Genomic DNA, 14,182 nt, shown 5'->3' with positions numbered 1-14,182 from the left:
TGCGCGCGAAAGCGCCGTTGTGCGCATTCTGCTCGAGCCCGTCGTGGTCGGGCTCGCCGCCGGAGGCCGACAGTGGTCGGCCCAAGGGCTCCAATAAGCTGGTGGCGTGCGCCGCTTCGACTTCCCTGTGGACCTGCCCCATGCCAAGGCCGTGAACCAGACCCTCGCGGATGTCCGTCGTCTGCGGTGGTCGGCGATATTCGTCGGCCTGGTGTGCGTCGCGGGTGCGGTGGGTCTGTTCCTGCTCGGCGAAGCCTGGGCGTACATCGTCGCCGCCGTGCTGGCGGTCGCGGCCGCGACGTCGGTGTGGGTGGCGCTGTGGGCGCCGCGCAAGGTGGGGACCATCGAACAGCTCTACCGCGACAGCCCTCTCGTCCCGGCCGTCGTCGCCGCCGAGCGTGCCCGCGGGCTGACGCTGCTCGCGCTCGTCGACATCGCCAAGCCCGAGACGTCCGGCCGGCACTTCGCCCTGGTCACCCGCAACGTGGAGGCGGTGCCGGGTCACCGGATCGCGATCGGTGAGCGCGTGCCGTGTGCCGCGGTCCTTTCCGACCGCACGACCCGCAACGACTCGGGGGTGTGGCAGATGGTCGGCCCCATGCCGATCGCCTGGGGTACCCGTGATCAGAAGGTCATCGCCGACGCGGTCGCGCAGATCCCCGAAGTGGAGTGGCGCGTGCTGAAGGACAAGCTGAAGATGGTGGACCAGGTCGATGCCACCGACGAGCGTCGCCTCGAACTGGCGAGCAAGGAACTGCCGCCCGAACTGCGGTGACGGGGCGTGCCGCGGGACGTTGTGGGTCGCCGGATTGTCGGCCGACGACCCACACGGCCCGTGAACGGCTGGCCCCTCCGGCTCTCAGGGGCAGTGGGCATCACGCGAGGTGCGGGAGCACTTCCTTCTCGAGCAGTTCCAGCCCCGAGGTGTCGTAGGCGGCCTCGGGAACGTAGAAGATCGCGTACTCGAGCCCCTGCTTCTTCAGCGCGGTGAGGTTCTCGACGATCTGCTCGGGGGTGCCGACGGCGGGCATCCCCCGGAAAGCGTCGAGCGCCCCGTCGGCCTTCTTCGCTCCGACGATCGGTTCGAGACGGGCCCGCAGTGCCTCGAGCCGGTCCTGCACCTCGGCTTCGGTGCGGCCGATCGCCACGTTGTAGTTGGCCGATCGCACGATGGCGTCGAAGTCGGTGCCGACCTCGGCGCAGTGCTCGCGCAGGATTTCCGACTTGCGCGCGAACCCTTCGGGTGTGCCGTCGAAGTTGGTGTACTGCGCGTACTTCGCGGCGATCTTCAAGGTAACCTTCTCGCCGCCGCCGGCGATCCACAGCGGAATACCGCCCTCCTGCAGCGGAAGCGGGCGGACGATGGCTCCGTCGACGGTGTAATGCCTACCTGAGAACGTCGCGGAACCCGTGGTCCACGCCTGTCGGAAGATCTGCACGCCCTCGTCGAGTCGGCGCAGCCGCTCACCCGGCGACGGGAATCCGTAACCGTATGCGCGCCATTCGTGTTCGTACCATCCGCCACCGATCCCCATCTCGATGCGCCCGCCGGAGATGATGTCGGCGGTGGCCGCGACCTTCGCGAGATAGGCGGGGTTGCGATAGGCCATGGCGGTACACATCTGGCCGATGCGCACACGCTCGGTGACGGCGGCGAAAGCCGACACGAGGCTCCATGCCTCGTGGGTGGCCTCGTCGGTGGGCGCAGGGACGGTGTGGAAGTGGTCGTACACCCAGATCGATTCCCACGGTCCGCGATCGGCGCGGAGCGCGAGATCGCGCATCACCTGCCACTGGTCGGAGGGGTCGATGCCGACGAGGTCCAGTCGCCAACCTTGGGGGACGAACAGTCCGAAACGCATACGTGTCCTAGGGTCGAAGTGATGTTGTGCAGTGCCGGTTCGGCCGGCGCCACCTGTTCCAGTGTGCGCCGCGGCCATGGCGAGTATCGCGGAACGAAGCGGAACATGCAGGCCGCTCCGAGCAGAGCCAGACCGCCCACGGTCAGGGCACCGGCGGCCAGGGACAGGGTGGCGACGGCGCCGACGGCGAACGGACCGAGGAAGAAACCGAGTCGCCACATCGTGGCGAAGGCCGCCATGGCCCGTGCTCGTCGCTCGATCGGCACGGCCTCGGCGAGATAGCTCTGTCGCGCCAGACCCCACACCGCGTTGGCGAACCCGGTGAGCACCGCGCCCGCGGCGAGAACCGCCGGTGTCCAGGCCATGAGGGAGACCAGGACACCGACGGTTCCCAGGGCGGTACCTGCTAGGATCGCGCGACGCTCCCCCAACCGCGCGACGATGCTTCCCGCCGGCAGGTCGCCGCTCACGGCGCCGAGCGCGACGAGTGCGACGACCACCCCCGCCACGGGCACCGACGCGCCGAGTTCGCGCGCGAGCAGTGCCACGACGGGGGCACCGGCACCCTGGCCGATCCCGAAGATCGCCGACGGCACGAAGACCGCGGTGATCAGCGATTTCGGGTCGAATCCCTCCGTCATGCGGCCACGACTCGGGGCTCGGACGGTTCGGCGGGGATCACTGGTCGGCGCGCCACCGCGACAGGCGGCGTTCGATCGCGACGAGGACGCCGTTGAAGACGAGCCCGACGAGCGAGATCGCGATGATGCCCGCGTACATGTCGGGGATCCGGAAGTTCAGCTGCGACGCGGTGATCAGGTAGCCGAGACCGGCCTTCGCGCCGACCATCTCGGCGGCGATGAGCACCAGGATCGACGATGCCGCCGCCATCCGGACACCGGTGAAGATCGTCGGCACGGCCGCGGGCAGCACGACCTTCTGGAACAGGCGGTGCGCCGGAAGACCCAGCGATCGCGCGGACTTCACCAGCAGCGGATCCACCGTGCGCACACCGGAGATGGTGTTGAGGAGGATCGGGAAAGTGCACGCATAGATCACCAGCGCGACCTTCGAGGTCTCCCCGAGACCCAGGATCAGGATGAACACCGGGAGCAGCGCGAGGGCGGCCGTGTTGCGGAAGACCTCCAGGATCGGGTTCAGCAGATCCGCGACCGGCTTGTACCAACCGATCGCCACCCCGAGCGGCACCGCGATCGCGACGGCGACGAAGAACCCTACGAGCGCGCGGGACAGGCTCGCCGCCAGATGGTCGGCGAGCTGACCGTTGCCGATCAGGTCGAGGAACGCTCCGACCACGGTGGTGAACGGCGGCAGGAACACCTCGTCGACGAGCCCGACCCGGGGAGCGATCTCCCACAGCGCCAGGAAGGCGACGATCGCGACGGCCGGCTTGACGAAACGCCACACCAGGGCACCGGTACGCCGCCCGACGCTGCGCACCGAGGATCCGGCCGGCGTGACTGCGGGTGTGATGCGGTCGTCGAGCTCGGGCTTCGTCAGAACGGCACTAGTGCTGGACATGCTGGGCCTCTTCCGTTGCTGTGGCGAGTTCGAGGTCGTGCGCGCGGGCCACCTCCGAGTGCAGCAGCGACCAGATGTCGTGCCGCAGCGCCCGGAATGCTTCGCTCGAGCGGACGTCGTCGACGTTCCGGTCGATGTCGACGTCGACGACGGTCTTGATCCGACCCGGTCGGGACGTGAGGATCGCGACGCGCTGTCCCAGATAGACGGCTTCGTCGATGCCGTGGGTGATGAACAGGATCGTCTTGCCGGTCTCGCGCCGGATGCGGAGCAGTTCGTCCTGCAAGGATTCGCGGGTCTGGGCGTCGAGTGCCGCGAACGGCTCGTCCATGAGCAACACTTCGGGATCGAAGGCGAGGCTGCGTGCGATGGCGACGCGCTGCTTCATGCCTCCCGACAACTCGTGCGGGTAGCGGTCGCCGAATCCGTGCAGGCCTACGAGATCGAGGTAGTGCCCGGCGAGATCGCGACGCTCCCGCTTGGGCAGACCCTTCGCCTCCAGACCGAATTCGATGTTGCTACGGGCCGTGCGCCACGGGAGCAGTGCGTACTGCTGGAAGACGATTCCACGGTCCAGTCCGGGACCGGTGACGGGCCTCCCGTCGAGCAGGATCTGCCCCGAGGTCGGTGTGCTGAGACCACCGAGAAGGTCGAGCAGGGTGGACTTTCCGCAACCGCTCGGTCCGACCAGGACGAGGAACTCCCCGTCGGCGAGGTCGAGACTGATGTCGTCGAGCGCGGTGAAGGTGTCGTTCGTGCCGCGCACCGGGAACTTCTTGGTGACGTGGTCGATCCGGAGTTTGGGCTCGCTCACTTCGCCTCCTCGAGGGGTTCGCCGTTCGGGCCGCTGGTGGGCTCGTAGGTGCCGTTGGCGTAGGGGTTGAATTCGTTCGTGTAGACGTCGTCGAGTTCGATCTGCCCTTCGTCGAGCTCGCCGTTGCGCGTGAGCCAGTCGATCCACGTCCGGATCTCCTGGTCGGTGATCACCCCACCGGGGCCGGCGACGCCGGGGCTGCGCCAGTACGCGACGAGGCTCGTCGACTCGTTGCGTCCACGACCGTCGATGATCTCCTCGAACTTCGCAATCACCTCGTCGCGCGGGGTCACCTGGGTCCAGCGGATGGCACGGGCCGTGCCCTGCACCAGGTCGGCGACGACATCGCGGTTCCGCTCGATGAAGTCGTTGCGGAACACGAGTGTCCCGTAGGAGAACGACCCGAAGAGGGACTCGTCGGTGAACAGCGGCCGGATGCCGCCCCGTTCCACCGCGGTCTCGCGGAACACGCTGCCGAGCGTCCCGACGTCGATCTGTCCTTCGCGCAGAGCCTGCTCGGTGTTGACGGGCGGGACCACGATGAGCTCTACCTGCGCGATCTCCTCGGGGGTCAGGCCCTGCTGAGCGAGCCACTCCCGCACCAGGAATTCGTGGTGGGCACCGAGGGTGTTCATGCCGACCTTCTTGCCGATCAGATCGCGCGCGGTGCGGATCGGGCTGTCCTCGAGGACGAAGTAGCCGTTGAAGGTCTGCTCGTCGGAGCCGTAGTAGGCGAGCACGGAGGTCAGCGGGGAGTTGCCGGCCTGCGCCTTGATCACGGCACCGTTGAACGCGCCACCGAAGTCGACCTGGTTCGTGGCGGTGTTCTGGAGCGACTGGGGACCGTTGCCGTTGTCTCCGATCCACTCCAGTTCGACGTCTTCGAAGTACCCGAGCGCTTCGGCGAGTTCGGGGAATCCGACCTGGCCGGCCGAACCCTCGTAGCGGAGGACGGTTCTTCCGTCCGCGGTGGTGGTCGCCCCGGAACCCGAGCACGCGGTCGCGACGGAGGCGAGGGTGAGAAACGCTGCGGCGGCAGCGACGACGCGCAGACTACTTCTGCGCAGAGGGGATGCGGGCATCAGGATTCGAGTCCTCGTATCGGCCCGAGCGTACGGGCGCGGTCACAACGATTGTGCGCAGAGTGATCCGAAGTGGGTGAATCCTCGTCCACACACGACGAAGGCCGGCACATCGACTGTGCCGGCCTTCGCCGTGGTGGACACGATCCGCGCGGGCGCTTCACCGCCTCGGATCGTGTCCGTCTTCCGCCCCCTACCGATCGGCCGGGAGCGGTGGGTGGGTTTCGTACACCGTCTCCCTGTTGCGGCCGAGGTCAGCGACGGAAGAGCGACCGTATGCTCCGACGCTCGGCGCGGGTCGGGACGGTGTCCTGACCGCAGGTGCAGCGATCGGCGGCGGGGACGGAACGCAGGACGGCGTCGACATGCTGTCCGCATCCACCCCATCCGGTCTTTCCGCAGTTCGGACAGGCGACGGGGTAACACATGAGAGTCCTCCTCGATGAGAATTCGCTACGGACCCGGCGACGGGGTCAGGAGCGCGAGGCTGCACGTCGTTCGGCAGCCCGGTTGTGGATCTCGGTCATGTCGAGGGCCTCGATCCGGGTGATCAGGTCCTCGAGAGCCGGTGCCGGCAACGCCCCGGGCTGCGAGTAGACGAGCACACCCTCCCGGAAGGCCATGATCGTCGGAATCGAGCGGATGTTCGCCGTGGCAGCGAGTTGCTGTTCGGCTTCGGTGTCGACCTTGGCATGCACGATCTCGGGGTGCGCCTGCGACGACTTCTCGAAGACCGGCCCGAAGGCACGGCACGGGCCGCACCACGATGCCCAGAAGTCGACGAGCACGATGTCGTTGCCGAGAACGGTGGATTCGAAGTCCGCCATCGTGAGGTTCTTCGTCGTCATGAGTTCTGCTTCCTTCTCGGGGTCGGCACGATCAGGCGGGGACGTGGGATTCGGCCCATGCGTTGTAGCCTCCGAGCAGATCCGTGACGTTCTCGAAGCCCTGGGCCCGCAACAGTGAGGCCGCGACGCTCGAACGCCATCCCCCTGCACAGTGCACGACGATCGGCTTGCCGGACGGGACCTGGCCCAAGCGGGTACGCAACTGGGCCAGCGGGATCGGCATCGCACCCGGAATGGTTCCGAACTCGCGCTCACCGGGATTGCGGATGTCGACGAGGGTGACCGCGTCGGCGGCGAGCAACCGGTCGAGTTCGTCGACCGATGTCCTGGATGCGGTCTCGACCAGATCGGCCAGTTCCGCCGGGAACACCCCGTCCCGATCGACGTTCAGATAGCCTGCAGCGCCGTCCGATCCGATTCGGGCCAGACGCACCGCGGCGTCCTGCTCCTCGCCGGGATAGGTGATCAGTACGATCTTCTCGCCCACCTCGGCGACCATGCCGCCGGTCTCGGCGAAACGCCCGTCGAATCCGACGTTGATCGAACCGCGCAGATGCCCGGCGGCGAAGTCGTCGACGCTGCGCGCATCGAGGACACGCGTGCCGGCGGCGAGTTCCGCCTTCATCCGCTCGGGGCTCAGCTCGGGAATCGTGTGATCCTGCGCCAGAAGCGGGTGCATCCGCTTGTTCATCGCGGCGTCGACCGAGAAGTACGACGGTGCGGCCGGCTGACCTTCGGTGACCAGGGCGACGAAGTCGTCCTCGCTCATCGGCTGCACGGACGGGTTGGTGGCGCGCTGTTCGCCGATGGTCGAGGTGAGTTCGGTCGACAGGTTCTTCCCGCAGGACGAACCGGCACCGTGAGCAGGCATGACGACGACTTCGTCGGGCAATGTCAGCAGCTTCTCGTGCACGGTGCGGTACATCGCGCGAGCCAGATCGGCACTCGAGCCGTCGCCGAGGTTGACCAGATCGGGACGTCCGACGTCGCCGATGAACAGCGAGTCCCCGGTGAGCACTGCGGCCGGGACGGCGCCGGAATGCTCGCGCACCAGCACCGAGATCGACTCCCAGGTGTGGCCCGGGGTGGACAGGATCTCGAGTTCGACCTCCCCCAGCGACAACTTCTCGCCGTCACGCAGACGGCGGATCGGGTAGTCGGTCTCCGCCGCTTCACCGAATCCGATCCACGCACCCGTGGCGTCGACCAGCTCGAGATGACCGGAGACGAAGTCCGCGTGGAAGTGGGTGTTGATCACACCCTCGATGGTCAGGCCGTACTTCTCTGCGTCGGAAAGATATTCGGTGATGTCGCGGCGGGGATCGACCACGACCGCCCTGCCCGTGTTCTCGTCACCGATGAGGTAGGACGCATGGGAGAGGCACTCGATGTAGTACTGCTCGAGAATCATGGATTCCTCCGTTGCTGGATCCGGATGGCGTTCCGGTGATATGGACATCGTGGCATATACCCCCTAGGGTATGTCAAGTACCCCCTGGGGTATCAGTTCGCCCCCGGAGCCCGGCCCTGCCGGGACGATCACATTTCTTGCATATACCCCCTGGGGTATGCATACGATGGTCCTGCAATACCCCCGGGGGCACCTCCTCGAACCCCTACCGATCCTCACGCTCGAAAGGCCACTCATGACCGAGTCCCCTACCGCCACCGTCGATCCGAATTCGCTGCACGAGTCGATCGATTCGGGCGGGCCCGTACGGATCGTCGACGTCCGGACTCCCGGCGAATTCGAGTCCGTGCACATTCCCGGCGCCTACAACGTCCCCCTCGGCCTGCTGCGTGAGCATCGCGACGAGTTCTGCGCCCATCTCGACGAGAACGTCGTACTGGTGTGCCGCTCCGGGCAGCGTGCCGGCCAGGCCGAACAGGCCCTGCGTGAAGCAGGGTTGCCGAACCTCCACATCCTCGAGGGCGGCATGCTCGGCTGGGAATCGGCCGGCCTGCCCGTCAACCGCGGCGCAGATCGCTGGGATCTCGAACGCCAGGTCCGGCTCGTCGCCGGCTCGCTCGTCCTGGGCTCGGTTCTCGGAAGCATCGCCGTGCCGAAACTCAAGTGGCTCGCTGCCGGCATCGGCGGCGGGTTGACCTTCGCCGCACTGTCGGACACCTGCGCGATGGGCATGCTGCTGTCCAAGCTGCCCTACAACCGCGGGGCCCAGTGGGATCTCCAGAACGTCGTCACCCAGTTGACCGGAGGTCCGTCCTGCCCGGCCGAAAGGAAACTGGCATGGTCGCGCTGACCGTAGCCCTGGCGGTCCTGGTCGGCGTCACCCTCGGACTGCTCGGTGGCGGGGGCTCGATTCTCACCGTCCCCCTACTCGCTTACGTCGCAGGGATGGACGCAAAGGAGGCGATCGCCACCTCGCTGCTGGTCGTGGGTGTCACCAGCGCGGTCGGCGCGATCTCCCACGCTCGCGCCGGCCGCGTGCAGTGGCGTACCGGCATCCTGTTCGGCCTGGCCGGCATGGTCGGCGCCTACGGCGGTGGTCTGCTCTCGCGCTTCATTCCGGGCACCGTACTGCTGCTCGGCTTCGCCGTGATGATGATCGCCACAGCGATCGCCATGCTCCGCGGCCGCAAGAACAAGGCCGCGGCCGGTGAGGGCGACGCTGCGATGCCCGTCGGCAAGATCCTGCTCGACGGTGTCGTGGTCGGCCTGGTCACCGGTCTCGTCGGTGCCGGCGGCGGCTTCCTCGTCGTGCCGGCCCTGGCATTGCTCGGCGGCCTGCCCATGCCGATCGCGGTCGGCACGTCGCTGATCGTGATCGCCATGAAGTCCTTCGCCGGACTCGGAGGCTATCTGTCCACCGTGCAGATCGACTGGCGTCTCGCGGCGATGGTCACCGGTGCCGCCGTCGTGGGCAGCCTCATCGGCGGCCGCCTGACCTCGCTGGTCGATCCGGACACCCTGCGCAAGAGCTTCGGCTGGTTCGTGCTGATCATGTCCTCCGTCATCCTCGCGCAGGAGATCCACCCCGGCGTCGGCTTTGCCACGGCGGCACTCACTATGGTCGCCGCCGGCGCCACCTATGTCTGCAACCGCAGCGAGCACTGCCCACTGCAACGCCTCGGAGGACACTCTCGCACAGCCGCGGCGGCGGGCTGAACGCACGACGCGGAAGCGCTCACCCGTTCTCGACAGACCCGAACCGAGGAGTTCACCATGCAGGAAGTCGACACTGTCGCTCTGATCACGGCGTGGGAGTCCGGAGCTCCGGTGCTCGATGTCCGCGAGGACTACGAGTACCTCCGGGGCCACGTCCCCGGCGCTCGGTCGATCCCCCTCCCCGAACTGTCCGCCCGCGTAGGGGAGGTACCGCCGGGAGGGACCGTCTATGTGATCTGCGCGTCCGGAAACCGGAGCAAGCGTGGAGCCGAGATCCTCGAATCCGCGGGACGGTCCGCAGTGTCCGTCGCCGGCGGGACGAGGGCGTGGGTCTCCGCGGGTCGGGAAGTGCGGCGCGGACCCACCCCCTGAGCGCCGCGCCGAACTTCTTCACCAGCGGCCTGCATGCCGCCTTCGATGACGGCATGCAGGCCGTAGAGTGGAACTTCGCCGGGCCGGGCCCGGACGATGGTGAAACGAAAGCGGTGACACGGACGTGATGGGCCTCGGCGAGCTGGAATCGGCGATCATGGACGTGCTGTGGCAGAGCGACGAACCCCTTCGTGTACGCGATGTGCTGGCACGCCTCGAGCCCGACCGGTCGCCGGCCTACACGACCGTGATGACGGTCCTGGACAACCTGCACACCAAGGGCATGGTCACCCGCAGCCGAATCGGCCGTGGTTACAGCTACCGCGCAACCCGTAGCCGCGAGGAAACCGCGGCAGAACTGCTGCGGCACGTGCTCCGGACGTCCGGCGACGCCGAACAGGTCATGCTGCACTTCGCCAGTTCTGCGACGGAGGACGAATCCCGGATCCTGCGCCGCGCCGCCCGGCGGACCACGGCCCGCAACCGCAGGAATCTGCCCTCGTGATCGTTGCAGCAGCACTGTTCGTGGCAGCGCTCGTCCTCGGTTTCGCAGCGCCGCGATGGCTTTCGCATCTGGCCTCCCCGGGCCGCGATCCGCGCGGTGCGCTCACCGCGTGGGTGTCGACCGAGGTCCTGTTCGTCGCGGCACTGGCCGGCGGTCCCCTGGCGGTAGCCACGCGACCCGGCTTGCAGATCGATCATCTGCCGGTACCGGCGTCGTGTGTGCGTACGGCGCGGGACGAAGGATTGCTGCCGTGGCTGCCCTATCTGGAGACAGCGCTGTGGGTGGTCGCGGGCGCGGTTCTCGTGCGGATCGCCGTGGTGGTGTCCCGTTCGTACCGCAGGCACCGCCGCGAAACCGTTGCCCACCTCAACCTGGTCCGCATCCTCGGAAGGATCCGGAGACACGCCGGGGGTGAAGTCATCTGGTTGCAGGACACCGCCTGCGCGGCATACAGCATCGGCGGCCGTAACGGCACTGTCGTGGCCGGCGAGGGACTGAAAGCGCTGGACCCACCGACGCGTCGGGCGGTACTCGATCACGAGTACGCACACATCCGCGGTCGCCACCATGTGCTGGTGGCGATCAGCGGGGCCCTGAGGACGGCGTTGCCGTTCGTGCCGCTGTGCCGCCAGGGAGCGCCGTGGATACGTGTGCTCGTCGAGCTGGCAGCAGATCGCCGGGCCGCGCAGTCCTGCGGACACGATGCGGTCCGCGATGCTCTGCTCCGGTGCGCAACGACGCTCGATCCGGCGGCACGAGAAGAAGCATCCGGCGGGTATCTCGACGCGAGGCTCCGGTGGTTGAGTCCGGTTCGCCGGTCGGGCCGTTCGCACGGCGTACTCGCTCGTCCTTTCGCCACTCGTCCTTTCGCAGTGGCCTTGTCCGCTCTTCCCGCATTCCTCACGGGAGTCTCCGTCGTCGGAATCGTGACCGCGTCCTGCCTCACCGTGTGATCGGCGATTCACAGGAGTCGTCGCAGGGACGTCGCCGCCACCGGTAGAGAACGGCGCCGGCGAGCAGGGCCAGCGAAAGGACGGCGAGGATCGGCTGTAGCGGGGCCCACCATCCGAGTGCTCCGGACGCGCCGATCGTGACGAGCACCATTTTGTTGCAGACCGGGCAGCCCACGGCGAACACGGTCAGCATCACTCCGGCCGCGGGTGTCGCCGTCCGCGGACTGCCGGAGTGGGAGTTCTGTAGACCGAACCACAGCGCGGTCAGCACCACGGTCGCGCCGAGCACCGGGTATTCCCACCAGCGCACCGGGATCTCCCGGCCGAACCACGGATTCGCGAGGATGTCCGTCGGTACGCCGACGACCAGAAGAGTGATCACCCCCGCGGCCACCGCTCGGAGCAGGGCTCTGATCCGATACGAATTCTTCTGAGCGATTGCGGGATTGCGAGTCTCGAGAGCTGCGGGAGGGGTGGTCACATCGGGATCCTTGTCGACGGAGAGCGGCGCAACTACTAACCAGCTTAGTAGCTCGAGCTACTATCCTGCTTAGTAGTTCGGGGCGGTCGATCCACTCCGGCACGACCGACCGTGGAGGCACGCATGACCCCGACGAAACACACCGTCCGCACCCGGCGGGACCTGTGGCTGCTCGGCGCGCTCGGCGTCGTCGTCGCGGTTCTGCTCGCGTTTCTCGTCGTCGGCCGCACCGGCGCCGAAGATGCGGCCGACCCTGTGACGGCTCCGCAGATGGGACCGGTCGGAGATATGTCCCGGCGCATCGACGGTGACCCGTTGGCGATCGGTGCGGTGGATGCTCCCGTGGTGTTGGTCGAGTACTCCGACTACCGCTGCCCGTTCTGCGCCAAGTTCAGCCGAGACGTCGAGCCGGCTCTGATCGACAAGTACGTCGACGAGGGCATTCTGCGCATGGAATGGCGCGATCTTCCGATCTTCGGCGACCAATCGATGGCCGCTGCCCGTGCCGGACGCGCCGCTGCCGCACAGGGGAAGTTCTGGGAATTCAACGAGACCGTCTACGCAGCTTCCCCCGATCGCGGCCATCCCGACCTGACGCCGGAATCTCTGCGCAGCTTCGCAGCTGCGGCCGGAGTGCCCGACCTGGATCGATTCGACCGGGAGGCCGCGGACCCGTCCGTCGACCAGTCCATCTACGCCGACATGCTCGAGGCGAACACCATCGGCGTATCGAGTACGCCGTCGTTCGTGATCAACGGCACCCCGATCCTGGGCGCACAGCCGCTCGGAGTCTTCGAGCAGGTCATCGAGGCAGCAGCCGGGGCGGCGGAGTGACCGAGATCGGCCTGCTCGGCGCTCTGCTCGGCGGCGTGCTCTCCCTGCTCAGCCCGTGCTCGGCGCTGCTGCTGCCCTCGTTCTTCGCGTATGCCTTCGACGGTGCGGGGCGCCTGGCGGCACGCACCGCACTCTTCTACGCCGGATTGACCTCGGTACTCGCGCCCCTGGGAGCCGGACTGGGATTGATCGGTGCGCTCCTGACCCAGCACCGCTCCGTGATCACCCTGGTCAGCGGCATCATTCTCATCGGTCTCGGCATCATGACCGTTGCCGGCGGAGGCTTCGCATCGAAGTCGGCGCAGCAAGCCGCGAACTCGCTGACCGGCTCCGGCGCCCTGTCGGTGTTCGCGCTCGGAGCCGTGTACGGATTCGCAGGATTCTGCTCCGGACCCCTGCTCGGGAGCGTGCTGACCATCGCGGTCGCCGGGGGGCACCCGCTGCACGGGGCCGTGCTGATGGCTGTCTACGCCCTCGGTATGGCGCTGCCGCTGTTCGCACTGGCCCTCGCGTGGGAACGATTCAAGCTGCGAAAGCGCACCTGGCTACGAGGACGTCCCATCACCCTCGGCCCCCTGCGAACCCATACCACGTCTTTGATCTCGGGGCTGCTGTTCATCGGCATCGGCGTGCTGTTCCTCGTCACCGACGGCACCGCGAATCTCACCGGGCCGATGGGTGTCGACGAGCAGTTCGATCTGCAAGTAGCACTCGGCCGGTGGACACAGGAGGTGCCCGTCGTCCCGATTCTTCTGATCGTCACGCTCGTCGCGTTCTTCGTCGTCATGCTCCGCGTGGTGCGTCAACGGCAAAGACGCTGATACGCGCCACCGCGATCGTCGGGTCGCTCGCCGGGTGCCGTCGGTCGCACGACTCACACGCCGATTTGATACCCCCGGGGGTACACTGGTCTGCAGAACTAGGAAAGGACGCCTCCATGGTCGGCGACGAAGACAGCATCGCATTGGTACTCAACCGACTGCGCCGCGCACAGGGTCAGCTCGGCGGAGTGATCGCGATGATCGAACAGGGCCGGGACTGCAAGGACGTCGTCACTCAGCTTGCAGCCGTGTCGCGCGCGCTGGACCGCGCCGGTTTCAAGATCGTGGCGAGCGGGCTGAAAGAATGCATGAACGGCAATGCCGAGGACGGCAAGGAACCGATGACCGAGGTCGAACTCGAGAAGCTCTTCCTCACCCTGGCCTGACCCCTCCCCCTTCCGAGAGAAAGCAGGACACCCATGACACTCGCACTCTCGACCACCCTGCACACCTCGTTCCCCGACGCGGTCGAACGCACCCGTAAGGCGCTGTCCGAGCAGGGATTCGGCGTGCTCACCGAGATCGACATGAAGGCCACCCTGAAGGCGAAGCTCGGCGAGGACATGGAGGACTACGTGATCCTCGGGGCATGCAATCCGCCACTGGCACACCGCGCAGTGACGGTCGACAGGCAGATCGGGCTCCTGCTCCCCTGCAACGTCGTGGTCCGCACCGATCCGAACAACCCGGAAACGGTCGTGGTCGACGCGATGAACCCGCAGATGATGGTGCAGGTCGCCGATCAACCGGGACTCGCGGAGGTCGCCGACGACGCCACCACCGCCCTGCAGGCCGCAATCGATTCGCTGAAGGCGGACGTACCGAAGAACTGAAGGCGACAGAAACCATGAAGGCCGGCACAGAGCTGTGCCGGCCTTCGCCGGCCGTCTCGAGTTCCGCCGGGTCGGACCAGGACGGAAGTTGCCGGGCGTGTTCCATGA

The 14,182-nt window shown here is 67.2% G+C and carries 17 protein-coding genes and 1 pseudogene; 10 read left to right on the top strand and 8 right to left on the bottom strand.

Translation table 11 applies throughout. From position 1 onward, the window contains the following. Positions 1–106 precede the first annotated feature (106 nt). Complete coding sequence (locus K3M35_RS15920; RefSeq protein ID WP_024103075.1) at positions 107–775, top strand: DUF3239 domain-containing protein; 669 nt, start codon at positions 107–109, stop codon at positions 773–775. 100 nt (positions 776–875) lie between these two features. Here the strand turns inward: K3M35_RS15920 and K3M35_RS15915 are convergent, their stop codons facing one another. The 7 genes and pseudogenes from K3M35_RS15915 to K3M35_RS15885 form a co-directional block, all read right to left on the bottom strand. After that, positions 876–1,862: an LLM class F420-dependent oxidoreductase gene (locus K3M35_RS15915; RefSeq protein ID WP_220666683.1), complete on the bottom strand. Its 987-nt coding sequence runs from the start codon at positions 1,860–1,862 to the stop codon at positions 876–878. A gap of 89 nt (positions 1,863–1,951) precedes the next feature. Next, positions 1,952–2,503, bottom strand: a pseudogene (locus K3M35_RS15910) (MFS transporter); the annotation flags it as partial. A gap of 37 nt (positions 2,504–2,540) precedes the next feature. After that, complete coding sequence (locus K3M35_RS15905) at positions 2,541–3,404, bottom strand: ABC transporter permease (protein ID WP_064060230.1); 864 nt, start codon at positions 3,402–3,404, stop codon at positions 2,541–2,543. Next, on the bottom strand, positions 3,391–4,218 hold the full coding sequence (locus K3M35_RS15900; protein WP_006551693.1) for an ABC transporter ATP-binding protein: 828 nt from the start codon (positions 4,216–4,218) through the stop codon (positions 3,391–3,393). Before K3M35_RS15900 ends, K3M35_RS15905 begins: the two co-directional genes overlap by 14 nt. After that, a complete protein-coding gene (locus tag K3M35_RS15895) occupies positions 4,215–5,300 on the bottom strand; it encodes an ABC transporter substrate-binding protein (RefSeq protein WP_006551694.1) in 1,086 nt (361 codons plus the stop codon). The genes K3M35_RS15900 and K3M35_RS15895 overlap by 4 nt, the downstream gene beginning before the upstream one ends. Positions 5,301–5,773: 473 nt before the next feature. Beyond that, positions 5,774–6,148 carry a thioredoxin gene (gene trxA, locus K3M35_RS15890; protein WP_006551696.1) on the bottom strand — a complete coding sequence of 125 codons (375 nt, stop codon included), beginning with the start codon at positions 6,146–6,148 and terminating at the stop codon, positions 5,774–5,776. A 31-nt stretch (positions 6,149–6,179) separates the two neighbouring features. Beyond that, entirely contained in the window at positions 6,180–7,559 is a 1,380-nt protein-coding gene (locus K3M35_RS15885; RefSeq protein ID WP_220666681.1) for an MBL fold metallo-hydrolase, read from the bottom strand. A gap of 235 nt (positions 7,560–7,794) precedes the next feature. Between K3M35_RS15885 and K3M35_RS15880 the strand changes: the two genes are divergently transcribed. The 5 genes from K3M35_RS15880 to K3M35_RS15860 all read left to right on the top strand — a co-directional run bounded on the left by K3M35_RS15880 (position 7,795) and on the right by K3M35_RS15860 (position 11,105). Next, positions 7,795–8,409 (top strand): rhodanese-like domain-containing protein, encoded by a 615-nt coding sequence (locus tag K3M35_RS15880; RefSeq protein WP_217580150.1) that lies wholly within the window; start codon positions 7,795–7,797, stop codon positions 8,407–8,409. After that, entirely contained in the window at positions 8,397–9,275 is an 879-nt protein-coding gene (locus K3M35_RS15875; RefSeq protein ID WP_220666680.1) for a sulfite exporter TauE/SafE family protein, read from the top strand. The genes K3M35_RS15880 and K3M35_RS15875 overlap by 13 nt, the downstream gene beginning before the upstream one ends. Before the next feature lie 57 nt (positions 9,276–9,332). After that, positions 9,333–9,647 carry a rhodanese-like domain-containing protein gene (locus K3M35_RS15870; protein WP_006551700.1) on the top strand — a complete coding sequence of 105 codons (315 nt, stop codon included), beginning with the start codon at positions 9,333–9,335 and terminating at the stop codon, positions 9,645–9,647. A 127-nt stretch (positions 9,648–9,774) separates the two neighbouring features. Continuing rightward, a complete protein-coding gene (locus tag K3M35_RS15865) occupies positions 9,775–10,152 on the top strand; it encodes a BlaI/MecI/CopY family transcriptional regulator (protein WP_006551702.1) in 378 nt (125 codons plus the stop codon). Beyond that, positions 10,149–11,105, top strand: a complete 957-nt coding sequence (locus tag K3M35_RS15860) for a M56 family metallopeptidase (RefSeq protein ID WP_220666679.1) — start codon at positions 10,149–10,151, stop codon at positions 11,103–11,105. Before K3M35_RS15865 ends, K3M35_RS15860 begins: the two co-directional genes overlap by 4 nt. Here the strand turns inward: K3M35_RS15860 and K3M35_RS15855 are convergent. Beyond that, positions 11,095–11,586 carry a hypothetical protein gene (locus tag K3M35_RS15855; RefSeq protein WP_308257079.1) on the bottom strand — a complete coding sequence of 164 codons (492 nt, stop codon included), beginning with the start codon at positions 11,584–11,586 and terminating at the stop codon, positions 11,095–11,097. The two genes, K3M35_RS15860 and K3M35_RS15855, sit on opposite strands and share 11 nt — an antisense overlap. A 123-nt stretch (positions 11,587–11,709) precedes the next feature. Here K3M35_RS15855 and K3M35_RS15850 point away from each other — a divergent pair, with 123 nt between their 5' ends. From K3M35_RS15850 to K3M35_RS15835, 4 genes are all read left to right on the top strand, one after another. Next, on the top strand, positions 11,710–12,420 hold the full coding sequence (locus K3M35_RS15850) for a thioredoxin domain-containing protein (protein ID WP_220666678.1): 711 nt from the start codon (positions 11,710–11,712) through the stop codon (positions 12,418–12,420). After that, the gene (locus K3M35_RS15845) at positions 12,417–13,241 is read left to right on the top strand and encodes a cytochrome c biogenesis CcdA family protein (RefSeq protein WP_220666677.1); all 825 of its coding nucleotides are present in this window, start codon (positions 12,417–12,419) and stop codon (positions 13,239–13,241) included. Before K3M35_RS15850 ends, K3M35_RS15845 begins: the two co-directional genes overlap by 4 nt. A 116-nt stretch (positions 13,242–13,357) precedes the next feature. Then, positions 13,358–13,627: a metal-sensitive transcriptional regulator gene (locus K3M35_RS15840; protein ID WP_220666676.1), complete on the top strand. Its 270-nt coding sequence runs from the start codon at positions 13,358–13,360 to the stop codon at positions 13,625–13,627. Positions 13,628–13,660: 33 nt separating this feature from the next. Further along, positions 13,661–14,074 carry a DUF302 domain-containing protein gene (locus K3M35_RS15835; RefSeq protein WP_006551709.1) on the top strand — a complete coding sequence of 138 codons (414 nt, stop codon included), beginning with the start codon at positions 13,661–13,663 and terminating at the stop codon, positions 14,072–14,074. Positions 14,075–14,182 lie beyond the last annotated feature (108 nt).

This window comes from Rhodococcus sp. DMU2021, assembly GCF_019641445.1.
Lineage (GTDB): Bacteria > Actinomycetota > Actinomycetes > Mycobacteriales > Mycobacteriaceae > Rhodococcus > Rhodococcus pyridinivorans.
The sequence above is the reverse complement of the archived record's forward strand: the minus strand, read 5'-3'. Positions and strand labels throughout refer to the sequence as shown.

What these genes read in the sequence shown, in the direction of transcription:
- K3M35_RS15915 (WP_220666683.1), bottom strand. Translation starts at nt 1,862, where the DNA reads ATGCGTTTCGGACTGTTCGTCCCCCAAGGTTGGCGACTGGACCTCGTC.
- K3M35_RS15840 (WP_220666676.1), top strand. Translation starts at nt 13,358, where the DNA reads ATGGTCGGCGACGAAGACAGCATCGCATTGGTACTCAACCGACTGCGC.
- K3M35_RS15865 (WP_006551702.1), top strand. Translation starts at nt 9,775, where the DNA reads ATGGGCCTCGGCGAGCTGGAATCGGCGATCATGGACGTGCTGTGGCAG.
- trxA (WP_006551696.1), bottom strand. Translation starts at nt 6,148, where the DNA reads ATGACGACGAAGAACCTCACGATGGCGGACTTCGAATCCACCGTTCTC.
- K3M35_RS15885 (WP_220666681.1), bottom strand. Translation starts at nt 7,559, where the DNA reads ATGATTCTCGAGCAGTACTACATCGAGTGCCTCTCCCATGCGTCCTAC.
- K3M35_RS15880 (WP_217580150.1), top strand. Translation starts at nt 7,795, where the DNA reads ATGACCGAGTCCCCTACCGCCACCGTCGATCCGAATTCGCTGCACGAG.
- K3M35_RS15835 (WP_006551709.1), top strand. Translation starts at nt 13,661, where the DNA reads ATGACACTCGCACTCTCGACCACCCTGCACACCTCGTTCCCCGACGCG.
- K3M35_RS15850 (WP_220666678.1), top strand. Translation starts at nt 11,710, where the DNA reads ATGACCCCGACGAAACACACCGTCCGCACCCGGCGGGACCTGTGGCTG.
- K3M35_RS15905 (WP_064060230.1), bottom strand. Translation starts at nt 3,404, where the DNA reads ATGTCCAGCACTAGTGCCGTTCTGACGAAGCCCGAGCTCGACGACCGC.
- K3M35_RS15875 (WP_220666680.1), top strand. Translation starts at nt 8,397, where the DNA reads ATGGTCGCGCTGACCGTAGCCCTGGCGGTCCTGGTCGGCGTCACCCTC.
- K3M35_RS15895 (WP_006551694.1), bottom strand. Translation starts at nt 5,300, where the DNA reads ATGCCCGCATCCCCTCTGCGCAGAAGTAGTCTGCGCGTCGTCGCTGCC.
- K3M35_RS15870 (WP_006551700.1), top strand. Translation starts at nt 9,333, where the DNA reads ATGCAGGAAGTCGACACTGTCGCTCTGATCACGGCGTGGGAGTCCGGA.